Consider the following 17935-nt stretch of genomic DNA (forward strand, 5'->3'; position numbering starts at 1 on the left):
ATACAGTAAACTCGCCGATTGGCGAGCCTGAAAGGCGAAATCAGAGGCGTAGTTGCCCTTATGCAGATAAGAAAGTTTATACTTTCTTATCTGCGAAAATAAAGCTGACTATGTGAAGTGTCCTTTATGAAGGACACTCACTACAGTCAGCTTTTTTGCTATGCTCTTTCTTTCGATTTAAGCTTCTCTCCTGTTAACATTTCAACCTTGCTTCCTTGATTATCGATTTTCAGTTCTTGTACAATAAACTCTGGAAATGCTTCAGCCAGGTTCTTCTTTACTTTGCTTGCCTTATCCCATAAAGCAAAGCTGATTACCGTAGGGCCGGCCCCGCTCAAGACTGTTCCAAATGCACCTGATTCTTCAGCAACTTCTTCCACTTTGGCTAAATGAGGGACAAGATGTGAACGAAATGGCTGGTGGAATTCATCATTTTTCATCATTTCTCCAGCCAGCTTCCATTGCTTGGACAACAGTGCCGCAACCAATACATTGGAAACAGCGCTTGCCTGCACAGCATTTCCAAATGAAAGCGTAGCAGGCAATACTTCTCTTGACTCCTCCGTTGGGAGTTCATAATCCGGAATGACGGCAATTACCTTCACTTCATCAAGTGGAAATGAAAGGACATCCGTTTTCTCTTTAACATGCCGACCTACGACAAGCCCTCCATATACAGAGGCACCCGCATTATCTGGATGTCCCTCAAAGGAGGAGGCATGCCGGTTTTTTTCTTCTCTCGTTAATTGAAGACCGCCGGCTACGTTCGCCAGTTCAATGCCGGCCACAATTGCGGACGCGCTGCTTCCAAGTCCTCTCGTAAGCGGAATATCACTGGACACATACACGCGGCACGGCCTTAGTTCCTTTCCGTGATGGTCCGCAACTTTTTTGGCCACTGAAATGATATAATTGTCTTCATTTGAAGGAAAAACAGCCAATTCCGTTGTAAGCGGAATGACCTCCCATTTCTCAGCAAGGCTGACTTCCAGTTTCAGGTAAAGTCCAAGCGCCAAGCCAATAGAGTCAAAGCCCGGTCCTAAATTGGCAGTGCTTGCCGGTACGGTGATGGAGTACATCTCACCTTCTTGCATCATGACTTGACCACATCTTGCAAGTGTTCCATGATGATCTTTTCGTCCATCGCTAACAAAACAGGCTGAATGAGACTTGTTTCCACAGCAGTCGTCGGATCCTTTAAGCCATTGCCAGTTAATACGGCAACCACCTTACTTCCTTTTTTAATTTCTCCGCTCTGCAGCTGTTTTTGCAGACCGGCAATGGAGGCACAAGAAGCAGGTTCGGCAAAGATTCCTTCCTTGCTGGCCAATAAACGGTAGGCAGCTAAAATTTCTTCATCAGAAACCTCGTCGATTTTTCCATTTGATTCCGCTGCTGCTTCCACCGCGAATTTCCAGCTTGCTGGATTTCCGATTCGAATTGCTGTAGCAATGGTTTCCGGACTTTCAAAGACACGATCATGAACAATCGCAGCGGCGCCTTCCGCTTCAAATCCTCTCATTTGCGGCAGCCCTGTTCCTTTTTGCTGATGGTACTCTTTAAAGCCTTTCCAATAGGCTGTGATATTCCCGGCATTCCCTACCGGCAGTGCAAGCACGTCAGGTGCTCCGCCTAGCACATCACAAATTTCAAATGCTGCCGTTTTTTGTCCTTCAATCCGATATGGATTTACAGAGTTTACAAGCGTAATTGGGGAAACATTACTAATGTTGCGGACAATCTGCAGTGCGTTATCAAAATTTCCCTCGATCGAGATGATTTCTGCGCCATACATAACAGCCTGTGCAAGCTTCCCCATTGCGATCTTTCCTTCAGGAATGACAACGATACAGCGCAGTCCCGCTCTTGCAGCATAAGCCGCGGCGGCAGCTGACGTATTGCCCGTTGATGCGCAAATGATTGTATCGCTTCCCTCTTCAATCGCCTTTGCCACAGCCATTACCATTCCACGGTCTTTAAAAGAACCAGTCGGATTGGCTCCTTCGTATTTAACATAAAGCTCGACGCCCAATTCCTCAGATAGCCGTTCACAAGGAAGCAATGGTGTGTTTCCTTCTAGCAGTGTCAGTGCCGGGGTTTTTTCCGATACAGGTAGGAATGATGCATATTCTTGAATTAATCCTCTCCAGCTCATATTGCTCCCTCTCCTTCTACGCGGTATGCACTTTTTATTTCTTTAATCATTTCGTAATCATTTAGTTCCTGCATAATTTTTTCAAAATTATATAAGGATGCCCGATGTGTTACAAGTACAACTTCAGATGATTCCTTCTGCTTTAACGGAAGCTGAAGGATTTTATCGAAGCTCACCCCATGGTCTGAGAAAATAGAGGTAATATTCGCCAGTACACCTACTTCATCGCTGACATGCAGCCGGATGAAAAATTTGGCGTTGATATCCTCCGGGCCTTTCATTGCTTTCGGGTATTGCGGGGCCACGGCGCTTCTGCCATTCACTCCCAGTCTCAAATTCTTTAAAACTCCCACTAAATCGGAAACGATTGCTGTAGCCGTCGGGAGGCTTCCCGCACCCGGTCCGTAGAACATCGTCTCACCGACCGCTTCTCCGTACACATAGACTGCATTATATTCATCTTTTACAGAAGCAAGCGGGTGATCTTCGGGGAGTAGAGTAGGCTGGACGCTTACTTCCACTTTTTCATCGCAGCGTGAGGCTATACCAATCAACTTCATCGTGTAGCCAAGCTTTTGACTATAATCCAAATCATCCTTACTGATTTCTGTAATACCCTGTACCTTTACATCATCCAAGTCTATATTCATTGAAAAACCAAGGGTAGCGAGGATCGACATTTTACGAGCGGCATCCATCCCGCTGACGTCAGAAGTGGGATCTGCTTCCGCATAGCCCAATTCCTGCGCCTCTTTAAGCACATCTTCATACGCGCTGCCGTTATTGCTCATTTTTGTTAAAATAAAGTTCGTCGTGCCATTGACGATACCCATCATCTTTGTAATCCGATCCGATGCAAGCCCGTCTACCAAACCTCTTAAAATTGGAATTCCACCAGCAACACTGGCTTCGTAAAACAAGTCACATTGATTTGCGGTGGCTTCCGACAATAATTCAGGACCATGAAGGGCCATCAAATCTTTATTCGCTGTCACGACATGTTTTTTATTTCTAAGTAAATTGAGTAGGAGACCGCGAGTTTCTTCTATGCCGCCCATGACCTCAATCACTACGTCGATATCGGGATCATTGATAACATCGTCCGGGTTTGTTGTAAGCAAGCTGGAATCAACAGCCACCTGGCGTTCTTTCGATAAGCTCTTTACAAGTATTTTCTTGATGACTACAGGGCATCCGATTTGGTGCATCAGTTTGTCTTGATGACTCTCGACAATTTTGACGACTCCCGAACCGACTGTACCTAATCCTAGCAGCCCGATAGAGATGGCTTTCATATAATTTCCCCTCTTCCCTGTTTTCTCTACATATACATTTGTTTTTACATAGTAGACATTATAAGGTGTATTCCACAAATTATCAAGAGTGACAGGCTACTCTATTATTTTATTAAGAAAAAGTGCCCTTCCCTTTTGGAAAAGCACTTTCTTAACGTTATTTTATTTTTTCCAGATGGTCTGTGGTGCTGATAAGGATGTGCGGCTTACTATCTGGATTCAGCCATTTAAGGATGCTGATGACATTTTTTTCGTCTGTTGCTGTGCATCCTGCTGTTGGGCTGTTCGGACCACGCCATATATGAAGAAAAATGGCACTGCCTTTTTTCTTAACGACCGGGTATCTGTTGTAATTTATCACGGCACCATATTTATACAGCGGGTGAGTCATTTTCTCATGGCTAACTGAAGGAGCCTTTGTCAATGTGACCCATTTGTTATAATCCTTAGACCTATAATCATCAATCCAGTAATCATTTTTTGTAGCTTTCCTGTATGCCCATTTCATGCCAGCGGGTTTTGTTTGGCTGCCAAAAGCAATTCCCATCGAATAAATACCCATTGGCGCTTTACCGTCACCCTCCACTTTATTCGCCGATAGACCATTCTTTCCGACCACACCTGCCATTGGCTTTAGTGCCCTTCTCCACTCGCCATATGTAAATTCATAAGCTTTGATCGAAACTTTCGTATCCGTTGTTTTATTCCCTGTCACCGCAAGAACCTGCTTGACACTTGATCGTGTTTTAAACTTGGAGAGTACCAAGTTTTCTTGGGAACTATAAAGCTCTTTTGCTTGATTTGCAGCGATATACCCAGGCTTGTTTCCATAACAAACCTTATACCACCCACCAATACGTTCCATGACGCCGAGCTTTTGGTTTATTTGCAGTTTTTTCAAAACCTTTGCCTTGGCATCCGGCTTTTCTTTAAGGTCGGCACTCATTTTGAGTTGTATCTGGAAACTGGTTTTACTACAGCTGCTCTGCTGTGTTACAGCGGCACTCGCTTTGCCGTTAAAACTGCTAATTAGTAGGAAAAGTATAATAATGGCCATCCCTGTTATTTTCTTCATATTCTGCCCTCTCCTGTACATGCATTTCTTCTGCTTTTTTATTTTTGAGATATTTTAATCGGTTAAAGTTATGATTATCATAACATAGGAAAATGAAGGATGAAATGAGATGAAATAAAATTCTGAATATATCACAAAAAAAAGGGGCGCCCCCTCCCCCTATACCTTCTTCTCATACTTAAAGCCAAGTCAATATCGGTATGTTCATTTGCCTAACAGGTATTTCGACCAACTCATAAAAGCTTCTTAGAAACTCTTCATAATCAGCCGACTTTTCGATATAAGCGGCAATTTGATCTTCAAGCTGCAGTGATCTTGCCTCGGATGGATTACTGTAATACCCTTCAATGGTTTCAAAATAGTGAATCGGGAAGATGAGGCGTGCGTAGAGAAACCTGCAGTAAAAGGAAGTAAGCGGCTGAACGCTCTGATAATCGTTTACGAACTGCCGTAGTCCAGGATGGTACGTTTGCGGGCTTGAGAAATAATGTTGCCTGGCCCATTCCGAGACATCCCTGCTTCCGTGATCAAATATCCAGTCAAAAGGATTTTTGATGCAATATGGCCCGCCCCAGACTTCGCTCGTAAATCGTTCATAACAGACCGTACCCGCGTCCAATTCGCCCGGGTTGTCGTCGATTTCCGTATCCACTACATATTGGATCGCATTTTCGCCGAGAGCCATAAAGTATGGGAAGGTTTCTACAAAATACTTCTCAAACTGATTATTGGGATGTGCTTGGAGTTTATCGCGCCATATTATTTCTAGTTGATCGATCCGCTGTTCCCACAAAACCTTCCAATTTCCGATTCGCGAGCATTTTTTTATCGGATAGTCAATAGAACGGGCTCTGGCATGAAATTTGGAAAGCTTCCTGCCAAGATGCAGATCTCTGGCCTTTGCAAGGACGTTGTTTCCAAGCAGCAGGAACATTTGGTCATCCGCTTCAGAAATATAACTATGATGCTTTGCCATGATAAAGGATGAAACATAACGGTCTCCTTGCTGAATGAGATGCTCAGACATTTTTAGCCTTTCCACCAATTCTCCCTGTTCCAATTTCTCAAGCGGTATAATACTATATAGTACATTCTGTGAACGAAAAGAAGGAAACCGCCCCATTGGCTCCTCTCGCTCCACTTGGATTCCGTAATTTTCGTAAATGATTTCTTCTATCATATGGGTAAACACCTGCTTTCAAATAGTGTAAAGTAAGTATAGTTGGGTATTCTATCTCTTATATATATGAAGATATGGCAGATTTCTGAATGAATAATGATTATTTGAACAGACATTTCATTACAGGTTTTAATACCATAAATTTTAGAAATATAGCTTAGACCAACTGAATTATTCAGAAACGGGTGATAATATGGCAGAAAAAAGCGTGAATATGACCGAACAAACGGCAAGAAAATGGTTAGCGGAAAGAGGGGTAACGATACAAGATATTGCGGATTTGGTTATGTATCTTCAAAAAAGTTACCATGAAAATCTGCAGATGGAAGACTGTATCGAGAATGTCGAAAGAGTCTTATCAAAGCGAGAAGTGCAAAACGCGATCCTCACTGGCATCCAGCTTGATATGTTGACTGAGAAAAAGATGCTCGAACAACCGCTTCAGAAAATTATTGAAGTCGATGAAGGATTATACGGGGTCGACGAAATCCTGGCACTTTCGATCGTGAATGTATATGGTTCGATTGGTTTTACAAACTACGGTTATATCGATAAACAGAAACCCGGGATCCTTAAATATTTAAATGACAAAAGCACCGGAATGGTTCACACATTTTTGGATGATATCGTCGGTGCCATCGCTGCTGCTGCTTCAAGCAGACTTGCCCACCGCGTACAAAATGTGGAGTAATCCGGTGATATAAGAAAAGCGGTAGTAAGGAGCTGCTGCGTCGTCGTTTTGCCCCACTTCCTGTGGGGGGACCCGCCGTTCCGCGAGAAGGCAGTTCCTATTTGTAAATTCAAATCATCCGTTGTAAATCTCAATAATCGCTCGTTATTTGAAGGAACAAACAGGGACTTTTGTTGCGGAAATTTCCGTTTTGTTGCCGGTTTAACCAGTTTTGTTGCCAGAACTAGAACTTTCGTTGCCGAATTTCTGACTTTGTTGCCGACTTGTTCAGTTGTTCTTTTGCAACTGGAACTTTCGTTGTTAAAACGTTATCCTATAAAAACAGGACCTGCTTCCCTTGCCAAGCATGGGAAACCGGTCCTTTATCTTCTTATTCGAATTTCCATAGGTGTAAAGAATCTATTGTATACGTAGGTTGTTCTTTATAATTTTGCAGCAGTTCCCTTGTCGTTACACCTGTATGAACTAACAGTGTATCCATCCCGGCATTTATGCCTGCAAGAATATCGGTATCATAATTGTCGCCGACCATAATCGTATCTTCTTTTGGCACACCGAGGACTTTTAAGGCTTGCTCGACGATGACTGATTCGGGCTTGCCTATAAATATTGGCTGTACTTGGGTCGAAACCGCAACAACCGATGTTAATGATCCATTCCCCGGGAGCAGCCCTCTTTCAGTGGGAATGGCTATATCTCCATTCGTTGAAATAAAGGTTGCCCCTTTACGGACAGCAAGGCATGCTTTTGCAAGCTTTTCATAATTCACGCCTCGGTCGATCCCCATGACGACAAAGTCCGGATTGTCATCATCGAAGGTCATGCCCTTTTCCTCTAACGCATTGATAATCCCCTCTTCTCCAACTACATAAACAGAAGCTTTCTTTTTCTGCTCGGCAATATAATTGGCAGTGGCCATGCTCGTTGTAAACACTTGGGTATCTTCGGTTGGGATGTCAAATTCCCTCAGCTTTTCAGCCACCTGTGCCGGTGTTCTCGAGGAATTGTTCGTCACAAACAAATACGGAATCCCTCTTTTTTTCAACTCATGGACAAAATCACCGGCCTCTTCTATTTTTTCCGTTCCCCGGTACATCGTCCCATCTAAATCAATTAAATAACCTCTATACTGTCTCACTATTTTCACTCCTACTATTCAGCAGACGACAGGAATATAAATGTTTGGTCCCGCCTGCCGCCTATATATTCATTTTAGTTTTTGAATGCAGACACGGGGCCTAGTTCGTTTGTTAGATATTGCCTGACTAGGTTGGGATATGCTTTAAACGCATTTATATTGTCAGTAAAATTTTTCAACAGCTCTTCATGCGAGATGGTTATGTAGTCCTGAACAAGCATTTTCCTTAGAGACAATACCCGCTTAAACTGATCGGCGTCTTTTTGCTCGATCACTTTTTCATCGAGCAGAATATCTATAATATCTTCAAAGCTTCCCGGATCTCGCATGATAAAGCCATCAATCATAGCGTTCCCTGCATCGAGTACGGCATCCAGCGAAGTTTGGACGATTCTCTCCAATGCGAGCCTAGCGAGATCATTCTCCCATTCTGGATTGTTTTCAAAACGGTCAAGCTGCTGTTCCAAGTAATTAAGTATTTGTTCAATTTTTTGTCGGTCTACAAAATACATTGTCACAAGACTCCTTTTCGGTAACGACCTGTTTTTACTATCGGATTTGTGTTAGATCAACCTCTTGATCATACCATAGCCTCCCCGCACTCTCAATTTCCTCTTGACACCCGGCCCTAACAATTGATTTTCTTTGACTGCTTAGTTGTATTATTTGATATGATGAAAAACAAAGACCGAAAATGGAAGGAGATATTAACTTTGGAAGAACGTTTTTTCTTATACAATGACTTGATCGATTCAAAGACACGTTTTGTGAGTTTTATGGGAGAACAGTCTAGATTCGACGTTGCTATTACAACAACTGATCGTTTTTATGGAAAAAAGCTTGTGCTTGATATGCAGAGTAACCGATTTGCGATAATTGGGCCGGATGATTTGGATGAGGAAGGCTATATTGAACATGCCTTTCAAATCTCAGAAAACGAAGCAATCGAGCTACGGAACTTTTTATTTGAAGTTGTCTAGAACCGTCACATTAGGGAACCCTTAGATAAAGATTGTCGAGTCTTTTTACACGACGCCAAAATGTATTTATAAGGGTGAATGCAATGGATAAAAAAGAAGAACAATTCGATTTTGCAAATGTGGAAAAACAACGGGACTACCTGGTTCCCGAAGAATTTACCGAAGGACCATATGGAGCTACAAGAGGGAAAAACAAACCTGTGGAAAATGAAGGAATTGTCAAAACGTAGGTTATCCATAAGAAAAAGGGAAACACAGAGCGATTCGGCAAGTGAATTCGCTCGGTGTTTTTCTGTTTTCATGCAGATTTAACTGTTGAATAACTCGTTGTAACTTAGCTTGCAAAATGTCCTTTGGTTTTCCGACTAATTTTTGATGAATTATCCCCTATTATGATTTCTTTTACGTTTATTTGGTCATAATTATTGGGAGTCTATATGATGAGGTGACGATTTGAAACGCAAAGTAATTTTAACCCTTGCATCAGTCTTTATATTATTTATGGCTGCTTTATTCATTTATTACCTCGTGAAGGGGGATTCATCACGCTGGCAGGTTGCGCTTGGGGGAGTATTTGTTAGTGCACTGCCCATTGCCTTATTGTTTATCAAAAAAAATCCATTCAATATTCCGATCATTATCGGATATTATGTTGCTATTTTCTGTACCACTTTTTTGGGATCAATTGCGAAATTTTACCTGAATCATAAGTGGTGGGACACCACCATTCATTTTTATAAAGGCGGATTGGTTGGTTTTATTGCAATTGCACTTTATAAACATTTCATACCCGGAAGGGTCCGAGCAGATATTTCGAAATGGCTTCTCTATCTGTTCGTTTTATCGCTGTCGATCGTTTCCAGTGTGCTTTGGGAAATATATGAATTCGTAGGGGATCTGTGGTTCACCCATACAATGCAGTTGGGCGGCAATAAAGATACAATGTATGATCTGATCGCAGGTATGGCCGGAGGGCTTCTTATCGCGATTTACGCCCGTGTGAATAAAACGAAGCTATAACGATAACTAGAGGTGAAATTGTGAATCGAAAGCTTGTACTGATACTTAATTTGTTGTATGTACTATTCATGGCCAGTTTAGCTGTCTTTTACTATACATCTGAAGAATCGTTTAAATCGCTAGTTGCGATTGGCGGAGTAGTTTGCGGGGCGATCCCACTCCTTTTGTCATTATTTACTAAGCTTCAATTCAATCTTCCATTAATCATTTCTTATTTAATATTTTTAATTGCTTCACAGTACTTAGGATCGATCTTAGGTTGGTACGGGCTAGGCTGGTGGGACACATTTTTGCATGTATTAAGCGGTTCCATCCTTGCTTTTGCAGGAATTGCCCTGTATGAACGTTTAGCGCACAAAAATGCCGGCAAAGAAATTTCACCATGGTTTGTCTTTCTGTTTACCTTCTCCTTCGCGGTACTTGGCGGCGTGATCTGGGAGGTCTATGAATTCAGCTCTGATCAATTATTTGGAATGACTTTGCAGGGCGGAGGAAATAAAGACACAATGGTTGATCTGATAGCAGACACTGCTGGGGGACTATTGATTGCTCTGTGGGCAGGAATAAGGACGAATCGCAAGTTGAAGAAGTCATAAAACCTTCATCCAATATTTCGTATCATTAGGTTAATCGCTACATAAAAACGGCCGGCTATTTTCAGACGGTTTTTATGTAGCGATAGCTATTTCAGACAGCATAGTTCAATCTAAGATAGAAATCACGTTTTAATAAGCTATCGAAGTCAAAATTCGTTTCTTATCCTTTAGAATTGCTTCTGCCATTTGTACCATTGATGCGGCTGGAGCACAGTATGCGATCCCTTGGCCGAGCAAATTAACTATTTCTCCAAATATATATCCTTATTTCTTTATTTTTTTCGCCACAAAATAAGGGCAGCCAAAATTGCAGTATTCATATAGATATTCGGTGAGGGTACTGATTTTATTATCAAAAGTTGCCTTCTGGTTCTGATCGTCAAAGAAACCGCGGAGCCTTAACTGGCCGTAACCCCAATCGCCGACTATATAATCATATTTCGTTAAAATCTCGCTATAACGAGCACGAAAAGCCTCTTCATTGAAGCCTTCCCTAAAATCCTCTGCTATTTCATAGGCTATATTATTGATACTAATCATTTTTTCACCTCACATCTTTACACTTAACTACCTTAAATTATAACTGATTCCCCATGAATTACTAAGCTAAATTTAAATGACTTGTTCATCCTAAGCATTAAGGGGGTGCTTGATCTTTGAAAAAATCGATACTGACAATAGGTTTGGGCTCACTAATTGTGCTTTCCGGCTGTGGCGCACATGGCGATAATGACCAGCGTACCGGCATCCTTGACACAACTCCGACGAGATTGAATGCACCATCTCAATATTATGATGAAGACTACCGTGGAGCAAATAATGATTCTGAGAATTTTGGGTTTACGCGTGTTAATAATGGAACTGGCGAAAATGAAAACGTAACAGAAGCACCTACGATAGACCGGGAACAGCTTGCAGATATTATCTCACGCCTGAGCAATCAAATACCAAATGTGAATGATGTATCTACACTTGTTACCGATGAAGAGGTTCTGGTCGTATATGATTCTGATACGAATAACCGCAATGCGACTGCAGATCAAGTAAAAAGGACGGCTTTATCCATCGTGCCGCGTTATTTTCACGTTTATGTCAGTGACAACGAATCACTCAGACAAAACATTGAAAATTTTGCGACACAAGATACAGACAGCCGTGGCATTGAAGACTCCATTGATTCAACGATAAAGCAAATGCTTAAATCTCCTCAGGGAAATAAAGTGAGCGACGGTGAAAACGCTAACGGCGAAAGCATTGGCGAACGCAGGTAATATACTCGGGTAACGAGGATTTAACCCGGCATACGGAAATATGTGTTGAATTTTAATAAAAGAAAGTGCCGTGAAATTACTGGCACTTTCTTTATTTGTCGCAATGTATATTTGTTGAAAATAATTTTTGGCTATTCCCATGAGCCCCTGAGAAAGCACGCTTTCTCTCTGGTCTCATGGGAATATGAGCAACCTTTCAGCTTTGCTGAAAGCCGTTTGAAACCAAAGTTTCAAACGATTGAGTCAAAAATCAACAGGGAGTATTTCTAATATAGCCTTATTTATTAATTTGCTTCCAGCACCTGTTCACCTTGCTGCTGCATTTGTCTGGCGGCAGAGTTTACTTGTTCATCGGCATGGTAGGAAGAACGGACCATCGGACCTGCTTCACAATGGCTGAATCCTTTTGAAAGAGCGATTTCCTTCAACTCTGCAAACTCTTCAGGACTGTAATATTTCTGCACCTTCAAATGCTTTTTAGTCGGCTGTAAATATTGACCGATCGTCATAATATCGACCTTGTGAGTGCGAAGATCATCCATTGTTTCCATAATTTCTTCTTTTGTTTCACCAAGACCGATCATTAAGCTGGATTTGGTTGGAATTTCAGGATACATTTCCTTTGCTCTCAATAATAACTCCATAGAACGATTGTATTTTGCTCTCGCACGTACGCGGTCAGATAAACGTCTGACCGTTTCAATATTATGGTTCAAGATGTCCGGCTTTGCGTCCATAAGTGTTTTAAGGTTTTCATAAACCCCACCCATATCAGATGGCAATACTTCAATCGTCGTAAATGGATTTTTCCTGCGGATGGCGCTTACTGTCTCAGCAAAAACAGCTGATCCCCCATCCTTAAGGTCGTCACGTGCAACCGCTGTAATAACAGCATGCTTTAAATTCATGGTAAATACGGAATCAGCAACGCGTTCCGGTTCCGCCAAATCCAATTCAGTCGGCAAGCCTGTTTTTACTGCACAAAAACGGCATGCCCGTGTACAAGTATCGCCAAGGATCATGAAAGTCGCTGTACGTCTCACAGCCCAGCATTCATGAATATTAGGACATTTAGCTTCTTCACATACTGTATGTAGGTTTTTCTCGCGCATCATTTTTTTCAAGCCTGTATAGTTTTCATTCGTATTTAATTTTATTTTCAACCAATCAGGTTTACGAACATGTTCTTCTTTTGTACTCATGAAGATGTCACTCCAATTCTGTTTTTTAAAAAAGCGACGATTGGTAAGCCTTTTTAGGCGACGATTAGGGTATCGCACTTTTGCAGATATCAAAGTTTATACTTTTGTATCTGCCAAGCAAAAGCGTGAATTTTTTCTTCTTATGTCACTTGCCACTTTATCATAATAAAATGCATTCAGACAAGTTTCCGGCCTTATTACCATTATTTGATTTCATTATTTTTATTATAACTCAGCAAACTAATTTCATGAATTAAAGAAAAGCGCGAGTGATGCATCGCTGCCGAATTACACCTTGTCCTGTACTTCTATCAGAGACCGGCACAGATTGAATAAACAATAATTAATTATTTTGCGGAAAGGAGAATCAGCGTGTTATTTAAAAAAGTCCTTCCATTTGTCGTTTTCATTATCATATGCGGGTTATTTCAAGCGCCGGCCCTTGCCAATACGGACCATTCAGTGCAGTCAGCCAAAGACCAGCTGGCTACAAGGATGATGTTGTATAAAAATATAGAAACCATTACACATATCCCCTGGTATTACATGGCAGCGATCGATCAATATGAGCATAGCCTGAGGAACGCTAGAAGAGACTTGGAGGAAGCCAAGGGGGCTGTTGGCATTTATATAGAACCCGAAAAATGGAGCGGACTGTTGAATCCTAATAATAATGATGACAATCCATTATCCATCGGTTTTTTTGAAGGAATCGGTATGGATGGAAACGGTGACACACGTGCGGATATAAATGATGATGCCGACGTTTTATTTACTATGGCTAACCAAATTCTCTATTTCGGTACGGATGAAGATAACTTTCGGATCGCACTCTGGGATTATTATAAGCGGGATAAGGCAGTCGGAATTATCATGGGCAATGCAAGGATTTTTAAAAAATATGGCCGCATAGACCTTCAGGAAAAAGCGTTTCCCGTCCCGGTCAGGACACATTACAGTTATCGCAGTACATGGGGCGTGGCACGCGGCTGGGGCGGAAGACGATCCCATGAAGGCACGGACATCTTTGCCGATTATGGATTGCCTGTAAGGTCAACCAGCTACGGGATTATTGAAATGAAGGGCTGGAATCGATACGGAGGCTGGCGGATCGGCATTCGTGACATTAACAATACGTATCATTATTTTGCCCATCTAAGCGGGTTTGCCAAGGATCTCAAGCATGGACAGATTGTTGAACCGGGAATGGTAATCGGCGGCGTCGGCAGCTCTGGATACGGTCCGCCTGGAACATCAGGGAAGTTCCCACCGCATCTGCATTACGGCATGTATAAGGATAATGGCTTCATTGAATGGAGCTTCGACCCGACCCCACACTTGCGTGTTTGGGAGCGAAAAGATTTAGCAAAGAAACGTCGTTAAACAAATACTGAAGGTCCGCAGCTGGACCTTCAATTATTTTTTGGCTTCGGCAATTCAACAGCCGGGTTTGAATTTCCACCGTTATTATAATACTGGGGAACCTCTCCGGGAATAACGACTTCTCCTAAAAGAATGTCTTGTTTAATTGTTGTTGTTTTAGTAGCAAAAGGTATGATCACCTGGACATTTACCTCTACATGAATAACAGCTTTAAAACTTCCAAAATTTATGCCGTATGATTTATAGCTGCTTTTCGCCTTTACTCTTGCATTCCCAATAGTATGGAACTGGACCGGGATTTTTGGACCGAAATTCCCAAGCAGGGTGATGTTGGTTGCCTTCCCGAGCGGAACATGGAACACCATACCCGATGACTTGCCTTTTTTATTCATTTTTATATCCACATCCGTTAAGGATTCAAGATCTGAAAGATTGCCTTTTTCCGCTTCTTTTAGATTCATCAAGATAAGGTTTTGCGTTTCGCCCTGTATTCGATTCACCGCACTTGGATTCAGTTTTGCATATTTTACTCCATTTTCATTTTCCGTGATTTCTATAATGTTATCAAAGTCATTTTCCTCAATTATTTTCTGGTTAATCGCTTTATTAATAACCAAATTGGCAATTTCATGAGTCTGGGCTTCAGCATAGCTCATCAATGTTGGCTCAATTCCTTTATCAATGATTAACACTCCACCTGCCGTAGAAAAAACAAAAAAAACAAATGATAATAGTAATACATATTTGAACGGCAAAGGACCTTTTTGCCTTCGTCTGAATGCCAAAGAAAATCCCCCCTTACATGCTATATGTATGCTTGTAAAGGGGGATTTCATTCTTTATTTTCGTCAATGGCTAACTTTACTATCGGAAGAGTCGGAACCGGTAATCATTAAATGAAGATATGTTTTTAAATCCACTTCATATGTATCAATAATTGGCAACTCGTTTTCCTCAAGTATCTCAATGACCGGCCTGTCACTTGCCCCGACATTCTGGCGAGATACTACTCCCTTTCGCCCATCGCTCAATATAACTCCCAGTCCATTCGGATAAATGGCTACGGCTCGTCTGAACGCTTCGACTATTTTCGTATCGAATTGAGTGCCTGCACCGGCATATAGGATTTCAAGCCCTTCATGGGGGAGCATCGCTTTTCTATAAACACGATTCGAGGTAACCGCATCAAAAACGTCAGCAACTGCAATAATCTTGCCAAAAATATGGATATTGTCATCGGCAAGACCGCGGGGATAACCGGAACCGTCCAATCTCTCATGATGCTGGTAGGCGCCGTGTGCTACGAGAACCGGAACTGTTTTTACACCTCTAATCAGTTCAAAGCCTGCCTCGGAATGCTTTTTCATTTCCTCAAATTCTTCTTCAGTCAGCTGACCTGGTTTCATCAGAATTTCAGGAGGAACGAGCATTTTCCCGACATCATGTAAAATAGCCCCGAGTCCCAGCATCTCAACTTGCTTTTGATTCAGTTGCATCTCCATCCCGATAGCAAGAGAATAAAGCGTAACATTAAATGAATGGGTAAAAATATAATTATCATATGTAAAAACATCTGCCATCATCGTCAAAAGATCCTGATCCCCGCGTATTTCATTCATAATATTGCGGATTAACTCATTAAAACGCTTTGAAGCCTTTTCAATGACAAATGAGCTGGAAAAGACATCCTTCCTCTGGATATCGACAAAAGTATTTTCAATCGTTTGAACGGCTTCTCTTCTCAATGCGTCTGATATACTTTTCCCCGGTTTAATGTGATCTGTCCTCGGATCCTTAATATACACAAATGGGATGTTAAGATCCTTCAGTCGCTGGATCATTCTCTCGCTTAGCTGTATCCCCTCACCTAACAGGATTTGTCCATTTTCATTTTGAATGCTTTTTCCAAGTTCAACACCTGGAATCAAAGAATCTGTAGCTAATAATCTCATGTTCATACTCCTATTGCTTTTAATTACCTTCTTTGGATATCTACAAATATGCCGGGTTATTAAGTGTTTTCTCCAATTAGGCAAAAATTACCTTTACTCCTTTTATCGGATATTCTTCTTGAAATATAAAGGTTTTATTTTAAATATCCAAAAAAAAGGTAAAAAAAGAACGCGACATCACTGGAGATGTTGCATTCTCTACAATTAATAAGACATGATTAATAAAGCTTCTCTGCCGATGATCCCTTTTGAAATCCCTATTTGTTCTGCTGCCAGCGTAACAGATTCTAAAGGGGCATTCAACAATTCATCTATCGTTTTAACACCAACCGCTCTACCTGCGATAATATTGCGGTCTTTCAGCCTTTCATTCAATAAGCCGACATCCAATGCACCGCACATAATATATCCAGTGTCGCTTGTCACAACGAGCAAATCCGTTTTTGGCAACGCAACAGAAATGCTTAAAAAAGTCTTGCCTTCTATTATTATGGGGGTGACGTTTATCATCTAATCGCTCCTTCCCTTTCATTCATACTTTATGAAATGAAGCAAAGAAGGGTGTTATCAATTCTCAAGAATACATCTTTTTCAGTTTCCAAATCATGATATCTCTTAAAAATTCGGGCATGAAATATTCTTTGTCTCTAGAGCGCTGGATTTGCGGAAAAAAGAATCCGAATGTAAACATATCCGGTATCGCCAGCTTGTAACGGTTTTCGGCAACAAGTTCCTTCCCGTTTACCAGCACTCTTGCAATCACTTCATTCTGTCCTTTTATAAAATCTACACGGTCATAGACAATAACTCCCATAACCTTCCCTCTAAATCCAAAGCCTTTCATCTGGATGTGCGGCCATTCTTCATTTAGGGATTGTAACAGAATTTCTTTCAATTCGCTTCCGCTTAACTCCACTACACAGGGATTGATCGGATGAGGAAGGATTTGATGGATATCCCCTTTCATAACCCCGCCCGCATCCAATCCCTCCAAAAGCAGCCCCGCATTTAAGAAAGCGCAGTCTGCCTGGCCCCATTCCCTTAAAGCCTCACATAAAATGGCTGAAAGCTCCGATTTCTTAAACCATTCACTTTTTAGACTTCTTGGAAGCCGCACAATTTCTTGTCGCAGCGAGTCTTTCCCCCGATTATAGATATCGTCTATCCAACTTCTTTCATCCGGTTTCTCCTCTAAATCATTTGTATCGTGTAAATAAGCTTCTTTTCGGGTAACTTTCCCGCTATCATCCACTACTATTTCTACATGTCCGACAAACATGCCAAATTTACCCCCGGCACACAGCAGCGTGTCATTTATCATTTTTCCTTGATGTAAGATGTGGTGCGTATGAGCACCAAGAATAATGTCAATCTCGGGAAATTCAGCTGCCATTCTTTCGTCTTCGTGGATTCCGAGATGGGAAAGAATGACGATCACATCGCTCTGTTTTTTTAAATTTCCCAGCTGCCTCCCAAGCTCCAGAAATGGATCAGAGAGCTCCCAGCCTAGTGCAGAGTAAAAGTGTCGGAAGAAGGCCGTTAGTCCGACCAGACCTATTTTTGTGCCATTTGCAGTCGTATGAATTTCATATGGCAATGCCCACTCAGGCCTTTCACCATTACGATAATAAATATTCGATGCCAGCACTTTGAATTCAGCCTGGTTATATAAAGCATCCAGCCCTTCGAAAGGCAGGGTGATCCCTTCATTATTCCCGATGGTTACATACTGATAGCCGGCTTCATTCAGAAGTGTAACATTTCCTTTACCGAGCGTTCCTTCCGTAAAGGGATGCCAGCGGTCGATATGATCGCCAATATCAAGAAGAATGGCTTCTTCTCCCACTTCTTTATGCAACGCACATCTTTGTTTGAGAAATTCTTTAATCCGCGGCCAATTTTCAAAATGGCTGTGAAGATCATTGGTATGATATAAGTGAATGATTTCTGACATTTTAACTCCCTCAATCTGGTAATGTCGATCCATGCATGAATGT

General features: G+C 41.7%; 20 protein-coding genes. 7 read left to right on the forward strand and 13 right to left on the reverse strand.

Features of this window, described 5'->3' with window-relative positions:
* Positions 1-158: 158 nt before the first annotated feature.
* The 5 genes from thrB to yutH form a co-directional block, all read right to left on the reverse strand.
* Positions 159-1097 carry a homoserine kinase gene (thrB, locus tag LQ216_RS04345; RefSeq protein WP_354958409.1) on the reverse strand — a complete coding sequence of 313 codons (939 nt, stop codon included), beginning with the start codon at positions 1095-1097 and terminating at the stop codon, positions 159-161.
* The gene (thrC, locus tag LQ216_RS04350; protein WP_230127062.1) at positions 1094-2155 is read right to left on the reverse strand and encodes a threonine synthase; all 1062 of its coding nucleotides are present in this window, start codon (positions 2153-2155) and stop codon (positions 1094-1096) included. The genes thrB and thrC overlap by 4 nt, the downstream gene beginning before the upstream one ends.
* A complete protein-coding gene (locus tag LQ216_RS04355) occupies positions 2152-3450 on the reverse strand; it encodes a homoserine dehydrogenase (protein WP_230127063.1) in 1299 nt (432 codons plus the stop codon). The genes thrC and LQ216_RS04355 overlap by 4 nt, the downstream gene beginning before the upstream one ends.
* Positions 3451-3607: 157 nt before the next feature.
* A complete protein-coding gene (locus LQ216_RS04360) occupies positions 3608-4525 on the reverse strand; it encodes a L,D-transpeptidase family protein (RefSeq protein WP_230127064.1) in 918 nt (305 codons plus the stop codon).
* A 178-nt stretch (positions 4526-4703) separates the two neighbouring features.
* Positions 4704-5705, reverse strand: a complete 1002-nt coding sequence (gene yutH, locus LQ216_RS04365; RefSeq protein WP_230127066.1) for a spore coat putative kinase YutH — start codon at positions 5703-5705, stop codon at positions 4704-4706.
* A gap of 193 nt (positions 5706-5898) precedes the next feature.
* Here yutH and LQ216_RS04370 point away from each other — a divergent pair, with 193 nt between their 5' ends.
* Positions 5899-6396, forward strand: a complete 498-nt coding sequence (locus LQ216_RS04370) for a phosphatidylglycerophosphatase A (protein ID WP_230127068.1) — start codon at positions 5899-5901, stop codon at positions 6394-6396.
* Between the two features lie 370 nt (positions 6397-6766).
* Here the strand turns inward: LQ216_RS04370 and LQ216_RS04375 are convergent, their stop codons facing one another.
* Both LQ216_RS04375 and LQ216_RS04380 read right to left on the reverse strand, forming a co-directional pair.
* Complete coding sequence (locus LQ216_RS04375) at positions 6767-7534, reverse strand: TIGR01457 family HAD-type hydrolase (RefSeq protein WP_230127070.1); 768 nt, start codon at positions 7532-7534, stop codon at positions 6767-6769.
* A gap of 74 nt (positions 7535-7608) precedes the next feature.
* Positions 7609-8046 (reverse strand): DUF86 domain-containing protein, encoded by a 438-nt coding sequence (locus LQ216_RS04380; protein ID WP_230127072.1) that lies wholly within the window; start codon positions 8044-8046, stop codon positions 7609-7611.
* Between the two features lie 201 nt (positions 8047-8247).
* On the opposite strand from LQ216_RS04380, the gene LQ216_RS04385 reads away from it, so the two are divergent.
* The 4 genes from LQ216_RS04385 to LQ216_RS04400 all read left to right on the forward strand — a co-directional run bounded on the left by LQ216_RS04385 (position 8248) and on the right by LQ216_RS04400 (position 10130).
* Positions 8248-8514 (forward strand): DUF3055 domain-containing protein, encoded by a 267-nt coding sequence (locus tag LQ216_RS04385; RefSeq protein WP_230127074.1) that lies wholly within the window; start codon positions 8248-8250, stop codon positions 8512-8514.
* A gap of 83 nt (positions 8515-8597) precedes the next feature.
* Positions 8598-8744, forward strand: a complete 147-nt coding sequence (locus LQ216_RS04390) for a hypothetical protein (protein WP_230127077.1) — start codon at positions 8598-8600, stop codon at positions 8742-8744.
* Between the two features lie 223 nt (positions 8745-8967).
* Positions 8968-9534, forward strand: coding sequence for a membrane-spanning protein (locus LQ216_RS04395; protein ID WP_230127079.1), 567 nt, complete (start codon positions 8968-8970; stop codon positions 9532-9534).
* Between the two features lie 20 nt (positions 9535-9554).
* Positions 9555-10130 carry a hypothetical protein gene (locus tag LQ216_RS04400; RefSeq protein ID WP_230127081.1) on the forward strand — a complete coding sequence of 192 codons (576 nt, stop codon included), beginning with the start codon at positions 9555-9557 and terminating at the stop codon, positions 10128-10130.
* Positions 10131-10394: 264 nt separating this feature from the next.
* Here LQ216_RS04400 and LQ216_RS04405 read toward each other — a convergent pair whose 3' ends face one another.
* Positions 10395-10670 carry a YutD-like domain-containing protein gene (locus LQ216_RS04405; RefSeq protein ID WP_230127083.1) on the reverse strand — a complete coding sequence of 92 codons (276 nt, stop codon included), beginning with the start codon at positions 10668-10670 and terminating at the stop codon, positions 10395-10397.
* Positions 10671-10786: 116 nt separating this feature from the next.
* On the opposite strand from LQ216_RS04405, the gene LQ216_RS04410 reads away from it, so the two are divergent.
* Positions 10787-11401 carry a YhcN/YlaJ family sporulation lipoprotein gene (locus tag LQ216_RS04410; RefSeq protein WP_230127085.1) on the forward strand — a complete coding sequence of 205 codons (615 nt, stop codon included), beginning with the start codon at positions 10787-10789 and terminating at the stop codon, positions 11399-11401.
* A 284-nt stretch (positions 11402-11685) separates the two neighbouring features.
* Here the strand turns inward: LQ216_RS04410 and lipA are convergent, their stop codons facing one another.
* Complete coding sequence (gene lipA / locus LQ216_RS04415) at positions 11686-12609, reverse strand: lipoyl synthase (protein WP_354958497.1); 924 nt, start codon at positions 12607-12609, stop codon at positions 11686-11688.
* 456 nt (positions 12610-13065) lie between these two features.
* On the opposite strand from lipA, the gene LQ216_RS04420 reads away from it, so the two are divergent.
* Positions 13066-13986 carry a M23 family metallopeptidase gene (locus tag LQ216_RS04420; RefSeq protein ID WP_230127487.1) on the forward strand — a complete coding sequence of 307 codons (921 nt, stop codon included), beginning with the start codon at positions 13066-13068 and terminating at the stop codon, positions 13984-13986.
* 29 nt (positions 13987-14015) lie between these two features.
* Here the strand turns inward: LQ216_RS04420 and yunB are convergent, their stop codons facing one another.
* From yunB to LQ216_RS04440, 4 genes are all read right to left on the reverse strand, one after another.
* A complete protein-coding gene (yunB, locus tag LQ216_RS04425) occupies positions 14016-14771 on the reverse strand; it encodes a sporulation protein YunB (RefSeq protein ID WP_230127089.1) in 756 nt (251 codons plus the stop codon).
* A 63-nt stretch (positions 14772-14834) separates the two neighbouring features.
* A complete protein-coding gene (locus LQ216_RS04430) occupies positions 14835-15938 on the reverse strand; it encodes an HD-GYP domain-containing protein (RefSeq protein WP_230127092.1) in 1104 nt (367 codons plus the stop codon).
* A 204-nt stretch (positions 15939-16142) separates the two neighbouring features.
* Positions 16143-16448: a DUF1805 domain-containing protein gene (locus tag LQ216_RS04435; protein WP_230127093.1), complete on the reverse strand. Its 306-nt coding sequence runs from the start codon at positions 16446-16448 to the stop codon at positions 16143-16145.
* Between the two features lie 64 nt (positions 16449-16512).
* Positions 16513-17892, reverse strand: a complete 1380-nt coding sequence (locus LQ216_RS04440; RefSeq protein WP_230127096.1) for a bifunctional UDP-sugar hydrolase/5'-nucleotidase — start codon at positions 17890-17892, stop codon at positions 16513-16515.
* Between the last annotated feature and the right edge of the window lie 43 nt (positions 17893-17935).

The organism is Bacillus sp. CECT 9360, from assembly GCF_918741275.1.
GTDB lineage: Bacteria > Bacillota > Bacilli > Bacillales > DSM-1321 > Peribacillus.

Bases quoted from the DNA above. Each gene is read 5' to 3' on its own strand.
- thrB (WP_354958409.1), bottom strand. From the start codon at position 1,097: ATGATGCAAGAAGGTGAGATGTACTCCATCACCGTACCGGCAAGCACT.
- thrC (WP_230127062.1), bottom strand. From the start codon at position 2,155: ATGAGCTGGAGAGGATTAATTCAAGAATATGCATCATTCCTACCTGTA.
- LQ216_RS04355 (WP_230127063.1), bottom strand. From the start codon at position 3,450: ATGAAAGCCATCTCTATCGGGCTGCTAGGATTAGGTACAGTCGGTTCG.
- LQ216_RS04360 (WP_230127064.1), bottom strand. From the start codon at position 4,525: ATGAAGAAAATAACAGGGATGGCCATTATTATACTTTTCCTACTAATT.
- yutH (WP_230127066.1), bottom strand. From the start codon at position 5,705: ATGATAGAAGAAATCATTTACGAAAATTACGGAATCCAAGTGGAGCGA.
- LQ216_RS04370 (WP_230127068.1), top strand. From the start codon at position 5,899: ATGGCAGAAAAAAGCGTGAATATGACCGAACAAACGGCAAGAAAATGG.
- LQ216_RS04380 (WP_230127072.1), bottom strand. From the start codon at position 8,046: ATGTATTTTGTAGACCGACAAAAAATTGAACAAATACTTAATTACTTG.
- LQ216_RS04390 (WP_230127077.1), top strand. From the start codon at position 8,598: ATGGATAAAAAAGAAGAACAATTCGATTTTGCAAATGTGGAAAAACAA.
- LQ216_RS04405 (WP_230127083.1), bottom strand. From the start codon at position 10,670: ATGATTAGTATCAATAATATAGCCTATGAAATAGCAGAGGATTTTAGG.
- LQ216_RS04430 (WP_230127092.1), bottom strand. From the start codon at position 15,938: ATGAGATTATTAGCTACAGATTCTTTGATTCCAGGTGTTGAACTTGGA.
- LQ216_RS04435 (WP_230127093.1), bottom strand. From the start codon at position 16,448: ATGATAAACGTCACCCCCATAATAATAGAAGGCAAGACTTTTTTAAGC.
- LQ216_RS04440 (WP_230127096.1), bottom strand. From the start codon at position 17,892: ATGTCAGAAATCATTCACTTATATCATACCAATGATCTTCACAGCCAT.